The organism is Lactobacillus kitasatonis DSM 16761 = JCM 1039 (assembly GCF_000615285.1).
Lineage (GTDB): Bacteria > Bacillota > Bacilli > Lactobacillales > Lactobacillaceae > Lactobacillus > Lactobacillus kitasatonis.
Window position 1 is genome coordinate 87,928 of sequence record NZ_BALU01000003.1, and the last position, 17,125, is coordinate 105,052.

General features: G+C 35.8%; 11 protein-coding genes, 1 pseudogene and 1 other annotated feature. Of the genes and pseudogenes, 7 read left to right on the plus strand and 5 right to left on the minus strand.

Translation table 11 applies throughout. The features are described from left to right. Positions 1-33: 33 nt before the first annotated feature. A complete protein-coding gene (locus JCM1039_RS02935) occupies positions 34-1,110 on the minus strand; it encodes an LLM class flavin-dependent oxidoreductase (protein ID WP_025014585.1) in 1,077 nt (358 codons plus the stop codon). Positions 1,111-1,209: 99 nt separating this feature from the next. Here JCM1039_RS02935 and JCM1039_RS10490 point away from each other — a divergent pair. Beyond that, a pseudogene (locus tag JCM1039_RS10490) lies at positions 1,210-1,896 on the plus strand (linear amide C-N hydrolase); the annotation flags it as partial. Positions 1,897-2,163: 267 nt separating this feature from the next. On the opposite strand, the gene ppc reads toward JCM1039_RS10490, so the two are convergent. Beyond that, positions 2,164-4,902: a phosphoenolpyruvate carboxylase gene (gene ppc, locus JCM1039_RS02945; RefSeq protein ID WP_025014586.1), complete on the minus strand. Its 2,739-nt coding sequence runs from the start codon at positions 4,900-4,902 to the stop codon at positions 2,164-2,166. A 145-nt stretch (positions 4,903-5,047) separates the two neighbouring features. On the opposite strand from ppc, the gene JCM1039_RS02950 reads away from it, so the two are divergent. The 4 genes from JCM1039_RS02950 (at position 5,048) to JCM1039_RS11665 (ending at position 10,104) form a co-directional block, all read left to right on the plus strand. Continuing rightward, positions 5,048-7,552, plus strand: a complete 2,505-nt coding sequence (locus tag JCM1039_RS02950; protein WP_025014587.1) for an excinuclease ABC subunit UvrA — start codon at positions 5,048-5,050, stop codon at positions 7,550-7,552. Positions 7,553-7,619: 67 nt separating this feature from the next. Then, positions 7,620-7,866 (plus strand) — a binding site (T-box leader). Between the two features lie 64 nt (positions 7,867-7,930). After that, a complete protein-coding gene (gene brnQ, locus JCM1039_RS02955; RefSeq protein ID WP_025014588.1) occupies positions 7,931-9,310 on the plus strand; it encodes a branched-chain amino acid transport system II carrier protein in 1,380 nt (459 codons plus the stop codon). An 88-nt stretch (positions 9,311-9,398) separates the two neighbouring features. Continuing rightward, the gene (locus tag JCM1039_RS12430) at positions 9,399-9,821 is read left to right on the plus strand and encodes an aminotransferase class I/II-fold pyridoxal phosphate-dependent enzyme (protein ID WP_025014589.1); all 423 of its coding nucleotides are present in this window, start codon (positions 9,399-9,401) and stop codon (positions 9,819-9,821) included. 1 nt (position 9,822) lies between these two features. Beyond that, complete coding sequence (locus JCM1039_RS11665; RefSeq protein ID WP_025014590.1) at positions 9,823-10,104, plus strand: hypothetical protein; 282 nt, start codon at positions 9,823-9,825, stop codon at positions 10,102-10,104. Between the two features lie 53 nt (positions 10,105-10,157). On the opposite strand, the gene JCM1039_RS02970 is transcribed toward JCM1039_RS11665, so the two are convergent. Beyond that, positions 10,158-10,814 (minus strand): endonuclease III domain-containing protein, encoded by a 657-nt coding sequence (locus JCM1039_RS02970; RefSeq protein ID WP_025014591.1) that lies wholly within the window; start codon positions 10,812-10,814, stop codon positions 10,158-10,160. A gap of 234 nt (positions 10,815-11,048) precedes the next feature. On the opposite strand from JCM1039_RS02970, the gene JCM1039_RS02975 reads away from it, so the two are divergent. Continuing rightward, positions 11,049-12,041 (plus strand): putative sulfate exporter family transporter, encoded by a 993-nt coding sequence (locus JCM1039_RS02975; RefSeq protein ID WP_155831103.1) that lies wholly within the window; start codon positions 11,049-11,051, stop codon positions 12,039-12,041. A gap of 185 nt (positions 12,042-12,226) precedes the next feature. On the opposite strand, the gene JCM1039_RS12545 is transcribed toward JCM1039_RS02975, so the two are convergent. Next, complete coding sequence (locus JCM1039_RS12545) at positions 12,227-12,556, minus strand: hypothetical protein (protein ID WP_244438034.1); 330 nt, start codon at positions 12,554-12,556, stop codon at positions 12,227-12,229. A 213-nt stretch (positions 12,557-12,769) separates the two neighbouring features. Here JCM1039_RS12545 and JCM1039_RS02990 point away from each other — a divergent pair, with 213 nt between their 5' ends. Next, the gene (locus tag JCM1039_RS02990; RefSeq protein WP_025014593.1) at positions 12,770-16,306 is read left to right on the plus strand and encodes an SNF2-related protein; all 3,537 of its coding nucleotides are present in this window, start codon (positions 12,770-12,772) and stop codon (positions 16,304-16,306) included. 136 nt (positions 16,307-16,442) lie between these two features. On the opposite strand, the gene plsY is transcribed toward JCM1039_RS02990, so the two are convergent. Next, positions 16,443-17,072 (minus strand): glycerol-3-phosphate 1-O-acyltransferase PlsY, encoded by a 630-nt coding sequence (gene plsY / locus JCM1039_RS02995; RefSeq protein ID WP_025014594.1) that lies wholly within the window; start codon positions 17,070-17,072, stop codon positions 16,443-16,445. Positions 17,073-17,125 lie beyond the last annotated feature (53 nt).

A 17,125-nucleotide genomic window follows, 5' to 3' on the forward strand; every position in this document is an offset into this window, starting at 1 on the left:
GAATAAATCTTGCAATTTAAAATATTACTTCTTTCATTTAAAAGAGAAGAGTTTCTTCTTATTTTCTTTGTCTTTAAAATGTTTCTTAACCTTCGGAACCACTTCATTACCATAGATTTCAATAGCCTTCATAATATCTTCATGTGGCATAGAAGCGATTGGCAAATGCAAGTAGAAACGAGTTAAGCCCAATGTTTCCATCATCTTGATAATCTTATTTGCTACGGTCCCACTATCACCAACAAACATTACGCCATCATCGGCAATACCTTCAAGATATTGATTATAAGTCATACCAGTCCAATTTGGTCGTTCCTTACTGATCGTATCAACAAGCAATTTAGTTGGGTAGAAGTATTCTTTGATTGCTTTGTCTTTATCATCACTAAGCCAGCCCCATGAGTGAGCCGCAATTGGCATTTTGCTTAAATCTTGTCCTGTTCTTTCCGCAACTGCCTTGTAAAGCTTAATCAAAGGTGCGAAGTGTTCCATCTTACCGCCGATAATCGCATAAACGATTGGCAGGCCCATCTCAGCTGCACGAATCGTGGAAGCAGGACTACCACCTGTAGCTAGTGAGATTGGTAAAGGTTTTTCAGGGCGAGGGTAGATACCAATATGATCTACCTTAGGTGTGAACTTACCGCCAGGCCAATCTAAAATTTCATTTTTGTTCATGGCTAACAACATATCTAACTTTTCTTTGAATAAATCATCGTAATCATTTAGATCATAGCCAAATAAATCAAAAGCTTCAGTGAATGATCCACGTCCAGCCATGATTTCGATTCGACCAGGAGCAACTGCATCCATTGTGGCATATTGCTCATAAACTCTGATTGGATCAATCGTTGGCAAGTTGGTCGTTGCACTTGAAAGATGGATTTGCTTTGTTTTTGAAGTGGCCATTGCTAGAACTATCTCAGGTGCAGATACTGCGAAATCTTTTCTATGGTGTTCACCAATTGCATAAGCATCGATGCCTAATTTATCTGCTAAAACTATTTCATCAACTAAATCTCTAATTCTTTGGTCATGACTGATTGCCTTACCAGTCTTTTCAAGTGGGGTTGTTTCTCCAAAAGTTGAAATACCTAATTCTACATTCATGGTAGGTCACTCCTTTAAATTTTTTCTTTAAAAATATAACTAACTTATTTTTAGTAAGTAAATAATATCATGTGTTTTAAGAAAAGACAACTACAAGTAGAAGGCAAGAAGAACATTACTTCCTTTGAATTAATGCCATATTTGTTAAGTAACTGCGAAACCACTGATGATGTTAAGAAAATTTTAGCTGATGCAAGTATTTTAAACGTTAGTTTCTCAGAGAAATTACCTGCAGCTGACTAGCACTGGATCTTAAGCGATAAATCTGGCAAGAGCATCGTAGTTGAATCAACTAAGAATGTTTTGCACGTTTACGATAATCCAGTTCATGTTTTGACCAACAATCCTGAATTTCCAGACCAATTGATTAAGTTGAGCGACTATTCTGATGTTACTCCACATAATCCTAAGAATACTTTGATTCCTAATGTCGATCTTAACTTGTACAGCAGAGGCCTTGGTACTCATCATTTGCCTGGAGGTATGGATTCAAGTTCTCGTTTCGTAAAAGTAGCATTTACTTTATCACATGCTCCAAAAGGTAAGGACGAAGCAGAAAATGTAACTAACTTCTTCCATATTTTACATGCTGTTGAACAAGCTAAGGGCTTGGATGAAGTAGAAGACAATCGCTATGAATACACCATGTACACTGACTGCATGAACTTGGATAAAGGTATTTTGTACTTCACCAATTATGATAATAATCACATCAATGCAGTAGATATGCATAAAGCAGATTTGGATTCAGAAGATTTGATTTGCTTTGACTTGTTTAAGAAGTAAGATATTGAATATATGAATTAGTTAGAAAGAAAGAGAATTTGAAAATGAATTCTCTTTTTATTTTGTTTAAAGCATACCAAAATCACTCAAGCCAATAGGTATAACTTGAGGAGGAGGTTAATTCTAAAAAGTTAGTATAAATGGTATACACAAGAATTCCTCACTTAAGCAAAATATTATTTTAATTAGAAAATCATTTATAAAGCAAATACACAAGAAATAAATAAAAAATAACTTGGTAAAATTAATTACCAAGTTATTTTTATTCTAACCTGAATTACGCAAACCTGAAGCCACACCGTTGATGGTGATAGGAATGATACTGTGGTAAACACCTGAGATTTCATCTTCACGACCACGTTTAATCATTTCGATTTGGATGTAGTTCAAAATGTTAAAGTAAGGCATTCTGTAGTCCAAACTTTGCTTCAAAATAGGAGCTTCAGCTAAAAGTTCATCATGATTTTCAATTTGTAAGATGACTTTTTTAGTTAATTGCCATTCCTTGTAGATGATGTCAAAGACTTTCTTAGCTTCTTCATCATCGCAAAGGTTAGTGTATTCTCTAGCAATTTCCATGTTTGATTTGGATAAAACCATATCAACATTAGAAAGCAGAGAGTTAAAGAATGGCCAGCCTTTGTACATTTCTTGCAATTCCTTCAAGTTATTTGGATCAGCATCAATAAAGTGCTTAAAGGCTGAACCTACACCATACCACCCTGGGAACATGATTCTACTTTGTGACCAAGAGAATACCCAAGGGATAGCTCTCAAACCTGAGAAGTCAGTAAGTTTCTTTCTTGAGGCTGGACGAGAACCAATATTTAAGTTAGAAATTTCCTTGATAGGAGTAGCTTGGAAGAAGAAGTCAAGGAAAGCAGGATTTTCGAAAACAAGCTTGCGATAAATCTTGTTACTTTCATCAACGATTTTGTCCATTGATGAACGGAATTCTTGAATATGATCTTCGCTGACGATTTGCTTTGAAACCATGCGATCAATTGCAGCGGAAGCAAGCATTTCTAAGTTGTAGTATGCAGTGTCCTTGTTGCCGTACTTGTTTTGAATGATTTCACCTTGTTCAGTCATACGAATTCGATCGTTGATTGATTTAAATGGTTGAGCAGTAATGGCTTCGTATGAAGGACCGCCACCACGGCCAACAGTACCGCCACGACCATGCATGTAGGTGATCTTAACGCCCATCTTTTCACCGATTGCAGTTAAATCTTTTTGAGCTTTGTAAAGGTTCCAGCATGATGCAAGGTAACCACCGTCTTTGTTGGAGTCTGAGTAGCCAAGCATGATTTCTTGGTAGTTGTATTGGGATGCAAGCCACTTCTTAACGATAGGGAAGTTCAAGTATTCAGTGATAATATCACGTGCGTTAAGCAAGTCTTCTACGGTTTCAAATAATGGCACAACTTGAACACGAGATTTTTCACCATCTAAAAGATCGTATTCTTTCAACATAACTGCTTGTTCAAGCATGTCAGAAACACTTTCGGTATGAGAAATGATGTGTTGCTTAATAACATCTTCACCTAAGCGATCTTTTAATTGACGTGCAGTCTTGTAGATCTTTAATTCCTTTTGCAACAATTCAGACTTAGGCTTGTTGTTTGCATGCAAATTACGTGGATCATTTTCAAGTTCATTAAGCAAAAGTTTGATCTTTTCATCTTCACTTAAATCACTGTAATTGTCACAAATACCAGCACTCTTAAGAAGTTCTGCTACACAAGCTTCGTTGACACTAGAATCTTGACGCATATCGATAGTTGCCAAGTGGAAACCAAAGACATCAATTGCTTCTAAAATTTCAGTAAAGAAACTGTGAGTTACTGCTTGATCATGGTCTTCATCGAGTGAAGCCTTGATAGTTTCAAGATCAGCCTTGAATTCTTGAGGATTGTTGTAGACAGGAATATTGTCAAGATTTTCAAGATCACGTGGCTTGATAAAGATATTTTTGTCAATTATGCCTAAAAGTTGCTTTTCAGTATGAACTAAACGACTTTCGATGTAGTAGAAAGCACGACGATATGGTTCATTAGTTCTAAATGGTGAGTCATCGTTTGAAAGTTCAGAAAGCTTTTCAACTGCTGTAGAAGGTTCCATGTAAGAAGTTGAAAGGGAGATAGCTCTATATAACTTCTTTAATTCCTTCATGTAGTATTCAAAGATCACTTGACTTTGTAAAGTAGCACTTAATTCCAAGGTGTCAGCTGTTACGTATGGGTTTCCATCACGGTCGCCACCGATCCACATGCCCATAGTGATAGGAGTAGCATGATCAAGAGTTAAATCATGTTCCTTAGCAAGTTCTTTGTAACGAGCAGTGAACTTAGTAATTGCAGGAATCAAAGCTTTAGGATAGTAGGCTAAAACGTTAGTAATTTCGTTTGACACCTTTAATTTGTGTCCACGGATAATATCTGTTTGCATCAAAATTTCAATGCAGGCACGAAGTTGTTCGGTCCATTCTTTTTGGTTGATAGTACCGTTTTTAACAACGCGGTAGCTACGTAAAAGATGATGAATTTTATCAGTCAATTCAAGGACAGTTTTTCTTTGAATTTGAGTAGGGTGTGCTGTTAGAACAGGAACAACATTAACGTTTTCAAGGATTCTTTTAGCATCGCCCTTCTTAGCAACGAGATCGATAGTATCACTTAATTTTCCTAAGTAATCTTGATCGGTGTTGTTAAAAACGTTAACCTTGCTGGCTAATTCTACGTCTTCAGAGATGTTGATTAATAAAGGCAAAGTAGCAAAGTAACGAGCAACGACAATCATTTCACGATTGTTTAAAGCAGAAATTTTATCTTCTAGTTGCTTTTGATCTTTACTAGCTGAGGTGTTGATTAAGTCTTGAATCTTAGCAAAGGCTTCGTCACCAATTAATTGGCGGGTAGATTCGTTAAGTAAGTTAGTCAAGATTTTTACTTCTTCAGCTACAACAGCTTGATCGCTGCTGTTTTCTAATTTTGTAAAAGTCATAGGATCTTCCTTTCGTAATTTGGTTAAATCCACGATACCAAAAGTTAATAGAAAAATAAATGAAAAGGTAGTGCTATTTATACTAATTTATAAAAGAAATTCTATAATTAATTATGTTGAAAATAAAAAACTAGAGGAAGAGATTATGGCGTTACCAACAAAAATTGAAGTACGTGGTGCAAAAGTCCACAACTTAAAGAATATAGATGTCGATATTCCTTTGCACAAATTCGTCGCTATTTCAGGTTTATCCGGTTCAGGTAAATCTAGCTTAGCAATGGGTATTCTTTATGAAGAAGGCTCACGTCGCTATTTAGATGCTTTATCAACTTATATGCGTCGTCGAATCAAGCAGGGGACACAAGCAGATGTAACCAGTGTAAAACATATTCCATCTGCATTAGCACTCCGACAACGTCCTAGTGTTCCTAATGATCGAGCTACTGTCGGAACTACAACCGAAACTTTCAATGTTCTACGTTTAATCTTTTCAAGATTGGGTTCACCAGTTTGTCCTAATGGTCATAGAGTCCCAGCTAGTCTAGAAATCGCAGAAGCTGCATCTAAGTCAGGACAAGATATGATGCGTATCACCTGTCCCACTTGTGGTGTTAAATTCTACGCATTCAGTGCTGAAGATTTTGCCTTTAACTCTGATGGTGCCTGCAAAAATTGTGGTGGTACCGGTAAAGTTCGTCAACTTGATGAAGATAAATTAATTGCTGACGAAAATCTTTCCATTGAAGAGGGAGCAATAGCTTCATGGAGTCTACCAGGTAGAAACTTTATGCCAAATGTTGCTCAACACGCTGGTGTTAGAATCGATATTCCGTTTAAAGATTTAACTGATAAAGAAAAAGATTTCATCTTAAATGGTCCAGAGAAAAAATACAAGATGGACTTTCTATCTGGAACCGGTCGTGTCTTCCATGACTTCAATGCTCTTTATGAAAATGCCCACCAAGCAGTTTTGCGTTCTGCCAAAAGTAGTAAGAGTGAACGAGCACAAAAGAGAATTGCGGAATTCTTTACTTATTCAACTTGTCCAGTTTGTCACGGGACGCGCCTTCGTCCAAAACTTTTGAATCAACTCGTTAATAGTAAAAATATTGATGAAGTTCAACATATGCAATTAGGTGATTTACCTGAATGGAGCAAAGACGTTTTAGCTAAATTGCCAGACGATATGCATAAGATAGCCAGTTCTTTAATCAACGAATTCACAAACAACTTACAGCCATTACTTGATCTTGGTCTTGATTATTTAACCATGGCTAGAGCAGGTAACACATTATCCACCGGTGAATTGCAACGAATTCAATTGGCTAGAACTTTAAGAACTGAGACTACAGGTGTACTTTATGTTCTAGATGAGCCTTCAATTGGACTGCATCCCGCTAACGTTGATGGCTTAATTAAAGTATTGCATAGACTAGTCGACCAAGGCAATTCATTAGTCGTAGTTGACCACAACGTTGATATTATTAGTGCTGCTGATGAAATTATCGAAATAGGACCAGGATCTGGTGAACAAGGCGGTCAAATTCTAGATCAAGGTAGTCCAGCTGAGATTAAGAACGATCCACAATCATTGATTGCACCGTATTTGAACGGTAAATCACAATTAATGGCAAGAAAAATAAGTGATGCGGTTAATACCGAAAGAATCACTTTTGAAGTAGACAATTATTTTAACTTGCATGACGTCAAGGCCGGCATCCCTCTCAATCAAATTACCGCAGTTACTGGATTTTCTGGTGCTGGTAAAACTAGTTTAATTCTCGATTCACTTGTTCCAGCAATTCAGGATCAAAGCAAAAGTGAAAAGCTACCTAAACAAATCAAAGATTTTAATTCACCAATTCATAATGTGGTCAGTGTTGATGCTTCGCCAATAGGTAAAAGTACTCGTTCAACTGTTGCAACCTATACCTCAATCATGGACAATTTGCGCAAGCTTTTTGCGCGTCAACCACTGGCAAAAGAAAAGCATTACACACCAAGCTACTTCTCCTACAACAATAAAGAAGGAGCTTGCCCAACTTGTGGTGGTACAGGAATTGTTACTTTGGATATTCAGTTTTTGCCAGACATGCAACAGACTTGTCCAACCTGTCATGGTGAACGCTACAATCCTAAAATTCAACAAATTAAATGGCATGATATGTCAATCGTTGATATTTTAAACTTAGATATTAATGAAGCACTGCCTATCTTTAAGCGTGTACCAAAGATTGAACGTGAATTAGAATTACTCAAAGAAGTTGGATTAGATTATTTACACCTAGGTGAAAGCACACCAACTTTGTCAGGTGGGGAAGCACAAAGACTAAAGCTTGTGACTCACTTAAGTCATAAGCAAGATGACACTTTATTTGTCTTCGATGAACCAACTATTGGTCTTCATCCTTTGGATGTCAAAGTTTTAGTTCAAGTAATGCAAAAACTTTTAGACCAAGGTGCAACAATTATTACAATCACACACGACTTGAACTTAATCGTAAATGCGGATTACATGCTAGATCTTGGTCCACGTGGTGGTGAAAACGGTGGTCAAATCGTTGCAGAAGGCAGACCTACTGATTTAATCAAGAAGCTAGAAAGCTTGACAGTTAAGTACTTAGCTAACTACTGGAAACAATTTAAATAAAAAACTTCAAAAAAGTGTTGACATTCATGATAATCTAATTAAAATAATTATTAACAATTTAATCAATCTGAAAGCAAAAGAAAGAAGAGTAATTTAATTCTTGATTAAAAGCGAGTCTCGATAGGTGCAAGGAGATAAATCTAAGGTTAAATGAAAATCCCTTTCTAGTTCTGTTTCTTAATCAATAGTAAGAAGCAGTGGGAGCGCCCATTATAGTGTCAACGTATCGCCATATTTTTATGGCCGCACGTGAAAGGTATTGTTAGAAATAGCAATATGAATAAAGGGTGGTACCACGCTAGAGCGTCCCTCAGTCAAAGATAGTTTGGCTGAGGGACTTTTTTTGTGATCAGATGTATTTTTTTAGGAGGAGAAGACATGAAAGATCTCGAGTCTCAAAAGTTGACCTGGAAGCAATATTTGGTCGTTGCTTCACTATTATTCGGATTATTCTTTGGAGCAGGAAACCTAATTTTCCCACTTCATTTGGGCCAATTGGCTGGTTCTAACTGGGGAACAGCTGCTGTTGGTTTTCTAATCACTGGTGTATTATTGCCACTGCTTTCTGTATTAGCCGTTGCAATCACTCGTTCAGAAGGTGTTTATGATATTGGTAAACCGCTTGGTGCCGGATTTGCCGTAGTCTTTATGGTATTGATTCACGCAACAATCGGTCCTTTGTTTGGAACTCCAAGAACTGCAACTGTTTCATTTACAGTAGGTGTAGCACCATTCATTCCAAAGAATATGCAGACTCCAGCTTTACTAATCTTCTCTGCTTTGTTCTTTGTAGCCGCATTTGCTTTTTCATATCATGAAAACAACATCTTATCTAACGTTGGTAAAGTTTTGAACCCATTATTCTTGAGCCTGCTTTTCTTAGTATTCGTCGTTGCATTTTTAAACCCATTAGGTAATCCTCAAACTGCAGCTGTTACTGCCGCGTACAAGCACTCAGCTTTGGTTAATGGATTCCTTGAAGGCTACAACACTATGGATGCCTTAGCTGGTTTAGCCTTTGGGGTAACCGTAGTCACAGCCGTACGCGGAATGGGACAAAAGGACGAAAAAAGCGTATCAAAAGTTGTTGCCAAATCAGGTGTAGTCGCCGTAGCTGCCATCGGTTTAATCTACTTGTTACTCATCTTGATGGGTGTAATGTCACTTGGTAAGTTTAAAGTTTCTGACAACGGTGGTGTCGCATTTAACCAAATCGTTAATTACTATGGCGGTATGTTCGGTCAAGCATTGCTTGCTTTCTTGTTAACAGTTACTTGCTTGACTACAGCTGTAGGTTTAGTTGCTGCATTTGCCCAAGACTTCCATAAGCATTTTCCAAAGGTAAGTTACCACACTTGGCTTGCACTTAGCTGCTTAGCTTCATTCTTCACTGCTAACTTTGGTTTGGATCAAATCATCTCATGGTCAACTCCAATGCTTATGTTCTTGTACCCATTATCAATGGTATTGATCATCCTCTCAGTTTGTTCACCATTATTTAAAAAAGACGGTGTTGTTTACTTCTTCGTAATCTTGTTCACTGTTGTACCTGCATTAGGCGACATGGTAGTTGCTTTCCCAAGCGTAGTTAGCCAAAGCAACTTTGGTTTAACAGTAGCTTCATGGAGAAACGCTTTGCCACTTGCCAGCATGGGATTGTCATGGTTAGTTCCAGCTTTAGTTGGCGTAGTAATTGGCTTGGTGGTTCACTTTGCTAGAGGACAAAGAGTGGCTCAAGTTGAAGATGAATTAGAATAATTAATTTAATGATCCTTTTCTCTATAGGTAGTTGGAGAGAAGGATTTTTATTTTTGCTATAAAATATAAGTGAAATCAGGTGATTAAGATGCAAAATAGACCAGATCATCGTAGTAATGTTTTTATCAGCAAAAAGATGTCTTATTGTCTGCGGCATAATCCAGATAAATATGGATTAAAGTTGGACGAATTCACCTATGGGAATTTAATTACTACTGCACAATTATGCGGAATTCACCTAGTCGCAGTTAAGAGTGATAAAGAGGGGATGCAAGCTGAAGATTTATTACACGTTTGTCAGGTTAATGTTATTAAGAGAATCTACTTAATGCCTGAATATAGTAATCCCACAGGAAAAGTAATCAGTCCAACCAGACGTAAACAACTAGCAGATATTATTGAAAAACAAAGCTTAATTGCTATTGAAGATGACTATCTAAGTTTCCTCAGCCGAAAGAACCCAGCGCATCCTTTAAAAATGATGCAATTGGTACTATTGCTATATTTGTAGTATGTCCAAAGTAATTGCATCTGGTTTAAGAGTGGGATATTTAATTTATCCTGATAAATATAGTTCAGAAATTAGAAATGGCTTTTTTAATACTATGGTGAAAACTTCTAGTCTTGATACTGCAGTAGTGACGGAGGCTATTAATACACACACAGCTAAAGATATCATTAACTATAAGTTAGAATTAGCTCAAAAAGTTAATCATATTTTTGAGCGATACTTTCCAAATGCATCAAAAAACAAATTAACAGACTTCACTTTCTTCAACAAACTCATTAGCTGAATTTGATACCGGATTAAAGAGATTGAGAGAATATTTGTTAAAGAGTAATTTAATTAAGAATGAGGAATAACCAATTCATATCCAGCCAAGAAAGATTCATCAAACTGTTGCGGCAATTTATATTTCTGATTAAAAGTATCAATCATTGCATGAAAATTCTGATAATTACGCAAAGTAAAGTCATTTAAGTTTCCTTCAATTAATGACTTTGCTTTTTCATAAGCTGGCACATTTTTCCAACCTAAACACTTAAGAAGACGACGAGAATAAGTATCAACGACAAATTCTCCTTTACGTAACCCATACATCAATATAACATCCGCGGTTTCAGGTCCAATACCATGGATAGCCAAAATTTCCTGACGCAATTTATGTTTGTTTTGCTCTTGTGCTAGTTCCAAATTACAATCAAAGTTATCTTTAAAATATGTGGCTACATTCTTGATAGTTTGTGTTTTACGAGTATAAAATCCAGCAGAAGCAATCACTTTGCTCAGTTCTTCATTTGTCATATTTAGAATGTTTTGAGGCAAAAAGTCAGTAGCTTGATACAGAGAGTGTAGTGCTTTATCAATATTTCTCCAATTGGTATGTTGAATTAAAATAGTAGACCAAATAACTTCCCAATCACTGCGTCCAGGCCACCAACCAGTGGGATCCATGTGATCGTACATAGTATCGTAAAGTTGATTTAAGGTTATTTCTTTCATAATTATTACTCGTTTCCATATGAAAATTTATATATTTTTCTTAGCTATTCTAATTATAGTGTTTCTTAAGAATGGTAAAGATAGAGACACTGTGTCACTTTAGCGCATATATTGTGATATTATGATCAATGTCATAAAACAAAGTTCGGGTACTTTGTAGAATAACTTTTTATACATTGGGAGGTTTTATTATTGGAAATTGCCAAAACTAAATCATTTAGGCTAGCTGCCGCTATGACCTTAGCTTGTTCTATTGCTGGAATTTATTTAGCTAAACTGCCATATGCCAATATTATTGGAGCCTTGGTATTAGCACTTTTGTTAGGTATTCTTATGCAGTTTCTACCAGAGAAGACACGTAAAGAAGCATCAGGTGGCATGAGTTTTATCTCAAATAAGTTCCTAAGATTAGGAATTATTTTGCTCGGCTTCAGACTTGATTTAGAGAAATTGGCAGCAGCAGGTGTTAAAACCATTTTAGTTGCTGCACTTGCAGTTGCAGGTACTATTTCATTGACTTATTGGCTTAGCCGCAAATTCGGTGCAGAAGATGAACTAGCATTTTTATCAGCATGTGGATGTGGTGTCTGTGGCGCTGCCGCTGTAATGGGTGTTTCACCACAAATTACAGCAGCTAGTGAAGAAAGAAAAAGAGAAAACGAAGTTTTAGCTGTCGCAGTAGTCTGCGTAATGGGAACTGTTTTCACTTTATTAGAAATCGGACTTAAACCTGTCTTAGGCTTAACTGATTCACAATTTGGTATTGTTGCTGGTGGTTCTTTACACGAAATTGCCCATGCAGTTGCTTCAGGTGGGGCATTTGGTAACATCAGTTTAGACAGTGCATTAATCATGAAATTATCGCGTGTAATTCTTTTAGCACCTGTAGCATTGATTATCGGTTACTTATACCAACGTCGTTCAGCTAAAGTAAATACAAATGCTGTTGAAAATACCCAAAAGACTGGTAAATTACCAATTCCTTGGTTCTTAGGTGGCTTCATTTTAACTAGCGTTTTGGGTACTTACTTACCATTCTCAGCTAGTTTATTAGATGCATTAGTACAAGTAGCTTACATCTTCTTAGGTATGGCTATGGCTGCATTAGGCGTTTCTGTTAACTTCAAAGTTATCTTCAAACGTGGTGGCGCAGTATTCGGTGCAGCTGCAATTAGTTCAACTTGCTTATTAGTATTCATGATTATCATGAGTAAATTATTCTTTTAAAAACAACAAAAAAGAGATGACCCCCTGTAGTCATCTCTTTTTTTGACATCTAATATCTGAAATTTACTCTCAACTCAACTTTTTTTGTTAACGCAGATTGCATTAACACTCTCCAAAAAACACAGAAATTCATCACTTTCCAAGAAAGTATTGTACCAAATTAATTTGTGCTATAGAACAATTTTTTAATTGAAAATATTTGAGTCTGTGTCTACATTCCTCTCATTATCGTTGAAAAAGTTGACTAAATTATCAAAGTCAGGGTAGGGTTCTGGATAAACTTTCAAATAGTTTTTGATATTACGACAATATTCACGATTTTGTTCTTTTTGACTGCGACTATATATTTCTTCTAGACTCTTACGAGTCGCAGGGTAAAGATAGTTATTCTCTGCAAAACCAACAGCATTAGACTGTACATCATTAAAGATATATGATGTGCCACATTGATTAATTGTGTTAATCAAAGCATCGATTCGCTTAATTTCACGCTCTTTATTGTGACCCTTGGGCAATAGTAGTAAAGATACTCCTGTAATATCCATCTCATAAACCAACGCCACAAAAGAAAGCTGCTTTAACGATTCTTCTTACCAACATAATTAGCACCTCGATATACATTTTATTTTAAAATTCTTTACTTTAATTAAATTTCTTTCCGCTAGCTTTTACTATTGAAGATGTAGTATCGTATTTAAAGTTATAACAGATATTAAGGAGTTGTTCAGATGACACAATGGTCTAAATTATTTCCTCAGCGAATCTTTGATCGCGGTGAAATTTATTTTGAAAACCAAATGGTACAAAGCGTTCAATTAGCCAGCGATAAGGAACATTTTATAGCTCAAGTTCAGGGTGGAATAGGGCGATACTATAATGTTTCTGGTCGTCTTCGTCCGGATGGCCGAGCATCTGAATTAAAGTGCGATTGCCCTTGGGCTAAAAAAGGGCATCGCTGCAAACATCAGGTAGCCGTATTAATGGCTGCTGAAGAAAAACAGAAGAATGCTGATGAAAATACTGACAATAGCTCTAAAGTTGATTTTAAAAATTTAGTTTCCGATAAGGTTAAACAAGCCGTCATTCAGGCTAGTCCGGCTGTAGATCCATTTCAACTTATTGGTCAACGAACTTTTAGTCAAGAATCTTATGATCGCGCTTTGCAATTAAGAAATAGCTTGCAAGAAATTAATTTTCGTCGAGTAGACGATAAAATGCGTGCATATGAATATATCTGGAATTTTGAAAATGAGAATGGAAATTGGCAGAATTTATACATTAAATTTACGCGTTGGCAATTATTAACCATTGATTTTGAAAACAGAACGAATATTAAAGACGAAGATGCAATTACAATTTTTGCCTTGCTTAAATTCTTAGAGGAATATATCAAAGATGATCCTTTTGATGTAACTAATCAAGCAGCAAATCAATTACTAGATCTATATTCAGATAATGATAATCAGACTACAAGTGCAATTTTTTTAAGGGCGCAAATTGATAATTACGACAGAATGCCTCGATTGACCTTTAAGCTAGGCAAAGAAAAGCATCTGTATCAAATTAATGATTTAAACGGACTGATTGATGCAATTCACAAACAAACACCAGTAAACTTAGGGAAATTCTTTAATGAGCCAATTGCCCCCAATCAAATGACCCAAGATAGTAAAAAATGGCTTGATTTCATTGCGAAAATTATCGATGCACGAAATTTAAGTGTTTATTATGGTGGAAGCAGTCATTTTGACTCAATAGAAATTGAAAATTCAATTGCGGATGAGGTAAATGATCTAATTTATAATGGCACCAAACTTTATTCAGGTACTCATTTAGTAGGGTATACATCCGATCAGTTAGATCTAAATATCAATATTACTGATGATAAAGGTGGCGCTATTGTTTCAATTGAAGACTTTCCGGCCGGAACCATAATCGCTGGTAGAGATAATTATTATGGTTATTACAAGGGCGTGTGGATCAAATATACTGGCTTAACACCACATTATTTACAGAAATTAAAACTTCATCTAGGAGATGAACTGCGCTTTAGTAAAAAAAGTGTCTTACAATTTGCACGTAAAGTTTTGCCTGCACTTGAAAAAGCTGATCATATCTCTATTGAGGGAGCACAAGAATTAAAAAAGAAATTGCCACCCAAAGCTAGGTTTATTTTTAAGTTAGATTATCTATCGGGCAAAATACGATGCACGGCTATGGCATTATATGGAGATAATGCATATCAATTAAATCGTGATTATGCCGCAAATGATAAACGTGAAGCTAATTTTGAAGAATCCATTCAAAATAAGATCAAGTCATATTTCACTGATTTTGATAATGGTCAATACATTCTCCCTAATGAAGACGCAGATGCAGTCGCTGACTTCTTTGATAATGGTCTTAAAAAGTTAAAGGAACTTGGTGAAGTACAAATTACCGCTAACTTTAGATTATTATTAAGGGGAATCAAGATCAATTCTCAAATTGGTGTAAGTATTAATCTGACTAATGAATTACTCAATGTAGATTTAACTAGCCAAAAATTAAGCCTAGAGGATATTCAAAATGCGTTAAAGGCTTATCAAGAAAAGAAACGCTACTTTGTTTTACAAAATGGTATGTTGCAAAAAACAGAGCAGCCCACAATAGAGCAACTGGCTCAAACCATGCATGATTTGAATATCAAGTTTACAGATTTTATTCATGGCAAATTGCAAATACCTGCATATCGAGCTTTCTACTTTGCTAAACAAATAAAAAGTATGAATGCTCTGCATTTTTCGACTAATGATGCCTTTAACAGACTGATTAATGATTTATCTAATAATCAAACACAGAGGGATGCAATACCTCAAAGTCTGCAAAATACACTACGTCCATATCAAAAAGCTGGATTTAATTGGCTAAGTACAATCGTTAATTATGATTTTGGTGGCTTACTAGCAGATGAAATGGGTCTAGGTAAAACCTTGCAAATCATCACCCTATTTTGGGCTAGAAAAGAGCAAAAGAAAAGCAATTTACCTAGTCTGGTTATCGCTCCTGCATCTGTAATTTACAATTGGCAAGCAGAAATAAAGAAATTTGCTCCTGAATTATCTGTTGGCGTACTAGGTGGCACCAAGAAAGAACGTCATAATATGCTTCTGCATCAACATGATTATGACGTATTTATCACTTCATATCAGTCACTTAATCATGACCTAGAAGCTTATCATAATTTAGACTTTGACCTGCAAATCTTAGACGAAGCACAAAATATTAAGAATCATCAATCGATTACTGCACAATCAGTTAAGGTTATTAAGTCTCAACATAGACTAGCTCTAACAGGTACACCAATTGAAAATAAACTAAGTGAATTGTGGAGCATCTTTGATTACTTAATGCCTGGATTCTTAGGTTCCTATGTAGATTTTAGAAAGAAATTTGAAGTACCTATTGTTAAAAAGGAAGACAAGGATCTTGAAACTATATTAAGCGAAACCGTAGCTCCTTTCATATTGCGTCGTCTTAAAAAAGATGTATTGAAAGATCTGCCTGCTAAAGATGAAGAAGTAGTTTACGTCAAGATGAGCAAACCACAAACAGATTTGTATCAATTACAAATGCAGAAAATTATCGCTCAGTTAAATGGGCAAGATGACAATGATTTTAAAAAGTCGCGCTTCCAAATTTTGGCACAAATTACCAAATTAAGAGAAATATGCTGCGATCCGCACTTGCTATATAATAACTATCACGGTAAATCTAATAAATTAAGTTCAACTGTTGATTTAATAAAGAACAATATAGAAAATGGACATAAAATTTTATTGTTTTCACAGTTTACTTCTATGCTAGATATCTTGCATGAAAGACTAGCTAAATTGAAAATACCTATTTTTACGCTCACTGGAGCTACGCCAAAAGAAAAGAGACAAGAAGATATTCAGCAATTTAATTCATTAAAAACGCCAAGCGTCTTTCTTATCTCTCTTAAAGCTGGTGGTACAGGAATTAATCTAACTAGTGCTGATGTGGTTATTCACTATGATCCATGGTGGAATATCGCAGCGGAAAATCAGGCAACTGATCGTGCACACAGAATCGGACAAAAGAATTCCGTAAAGATTTATAAGATAGTCACGCAAGATACTATAGAGGAGAGAATTATTAAGTTGCAGCAAAAGAAGGCAGAGTTAGCTCAAGCAATATTAGGCAATAAAAACATGTCGAATACCACTATGAGTAGAAAAGATTTGCTTAGACTACTGAAATAAACGGATAGTTTATAGTTATATCTTTATTAAATTATATTTTTATTCTTGCGAACTATTGTTTGCATGAGTATAATAATTTATGTAACAAAAAGCCAACAAGTTAAACACTTGCTGGTTTTATATTTTGCTTATTAGTTTATTTAGCATGTTTCTTTTTGTACCAGTAATATAAACCAAACGGTACCATGTTTTCTTGGTGGTGTTCGATTCGGCTAATATTGCTTCTATGGCTCCAGTAGATTAAGACTACAAGCAATCCACTGATAATGCTTAAGGCAATGTCGTGGAAAAAGAACGAAGTGATAAAGATTAGGACCACTGAGATTAAGCTGGTTAATGAGACCATACTTGTGATAAACAAGACAGGGAAGAATATTGCTGCACAAATCAAGAAGAAATGTACATTGTATCCTAATAGAAAACCTGCTGAAGTTGCAACGGCCTTGCCTCCCTTGAATTTCAAGAATACAGGGAAAGCATGACCTAAGATTGCAGCTAAACCAAAAATAAGGCAAAGATAATGTGGACCTAAGTTAAAAATGACAGGAATCAATGTAGCTAGCGTTCCTTTAAAGAAGTCGACTAGAAATACAATGATACCTGCTACAGGACCTAAAACTCTAAATGTATTTGTAGTTCCGATATTTCCTGAACCGTATTTTCTAATATCTTTATGGAAAAAGGTTTTTCCAACTAATACACCTGTCGGAAACGATCCGAGCAAATATGCTAAAATAAACAACGATGCAAATTTTAATGCAAACATATTTAACAACTCCTATTAAATCTATCGCTATTTTAGCAAAGATTATCTTTTAA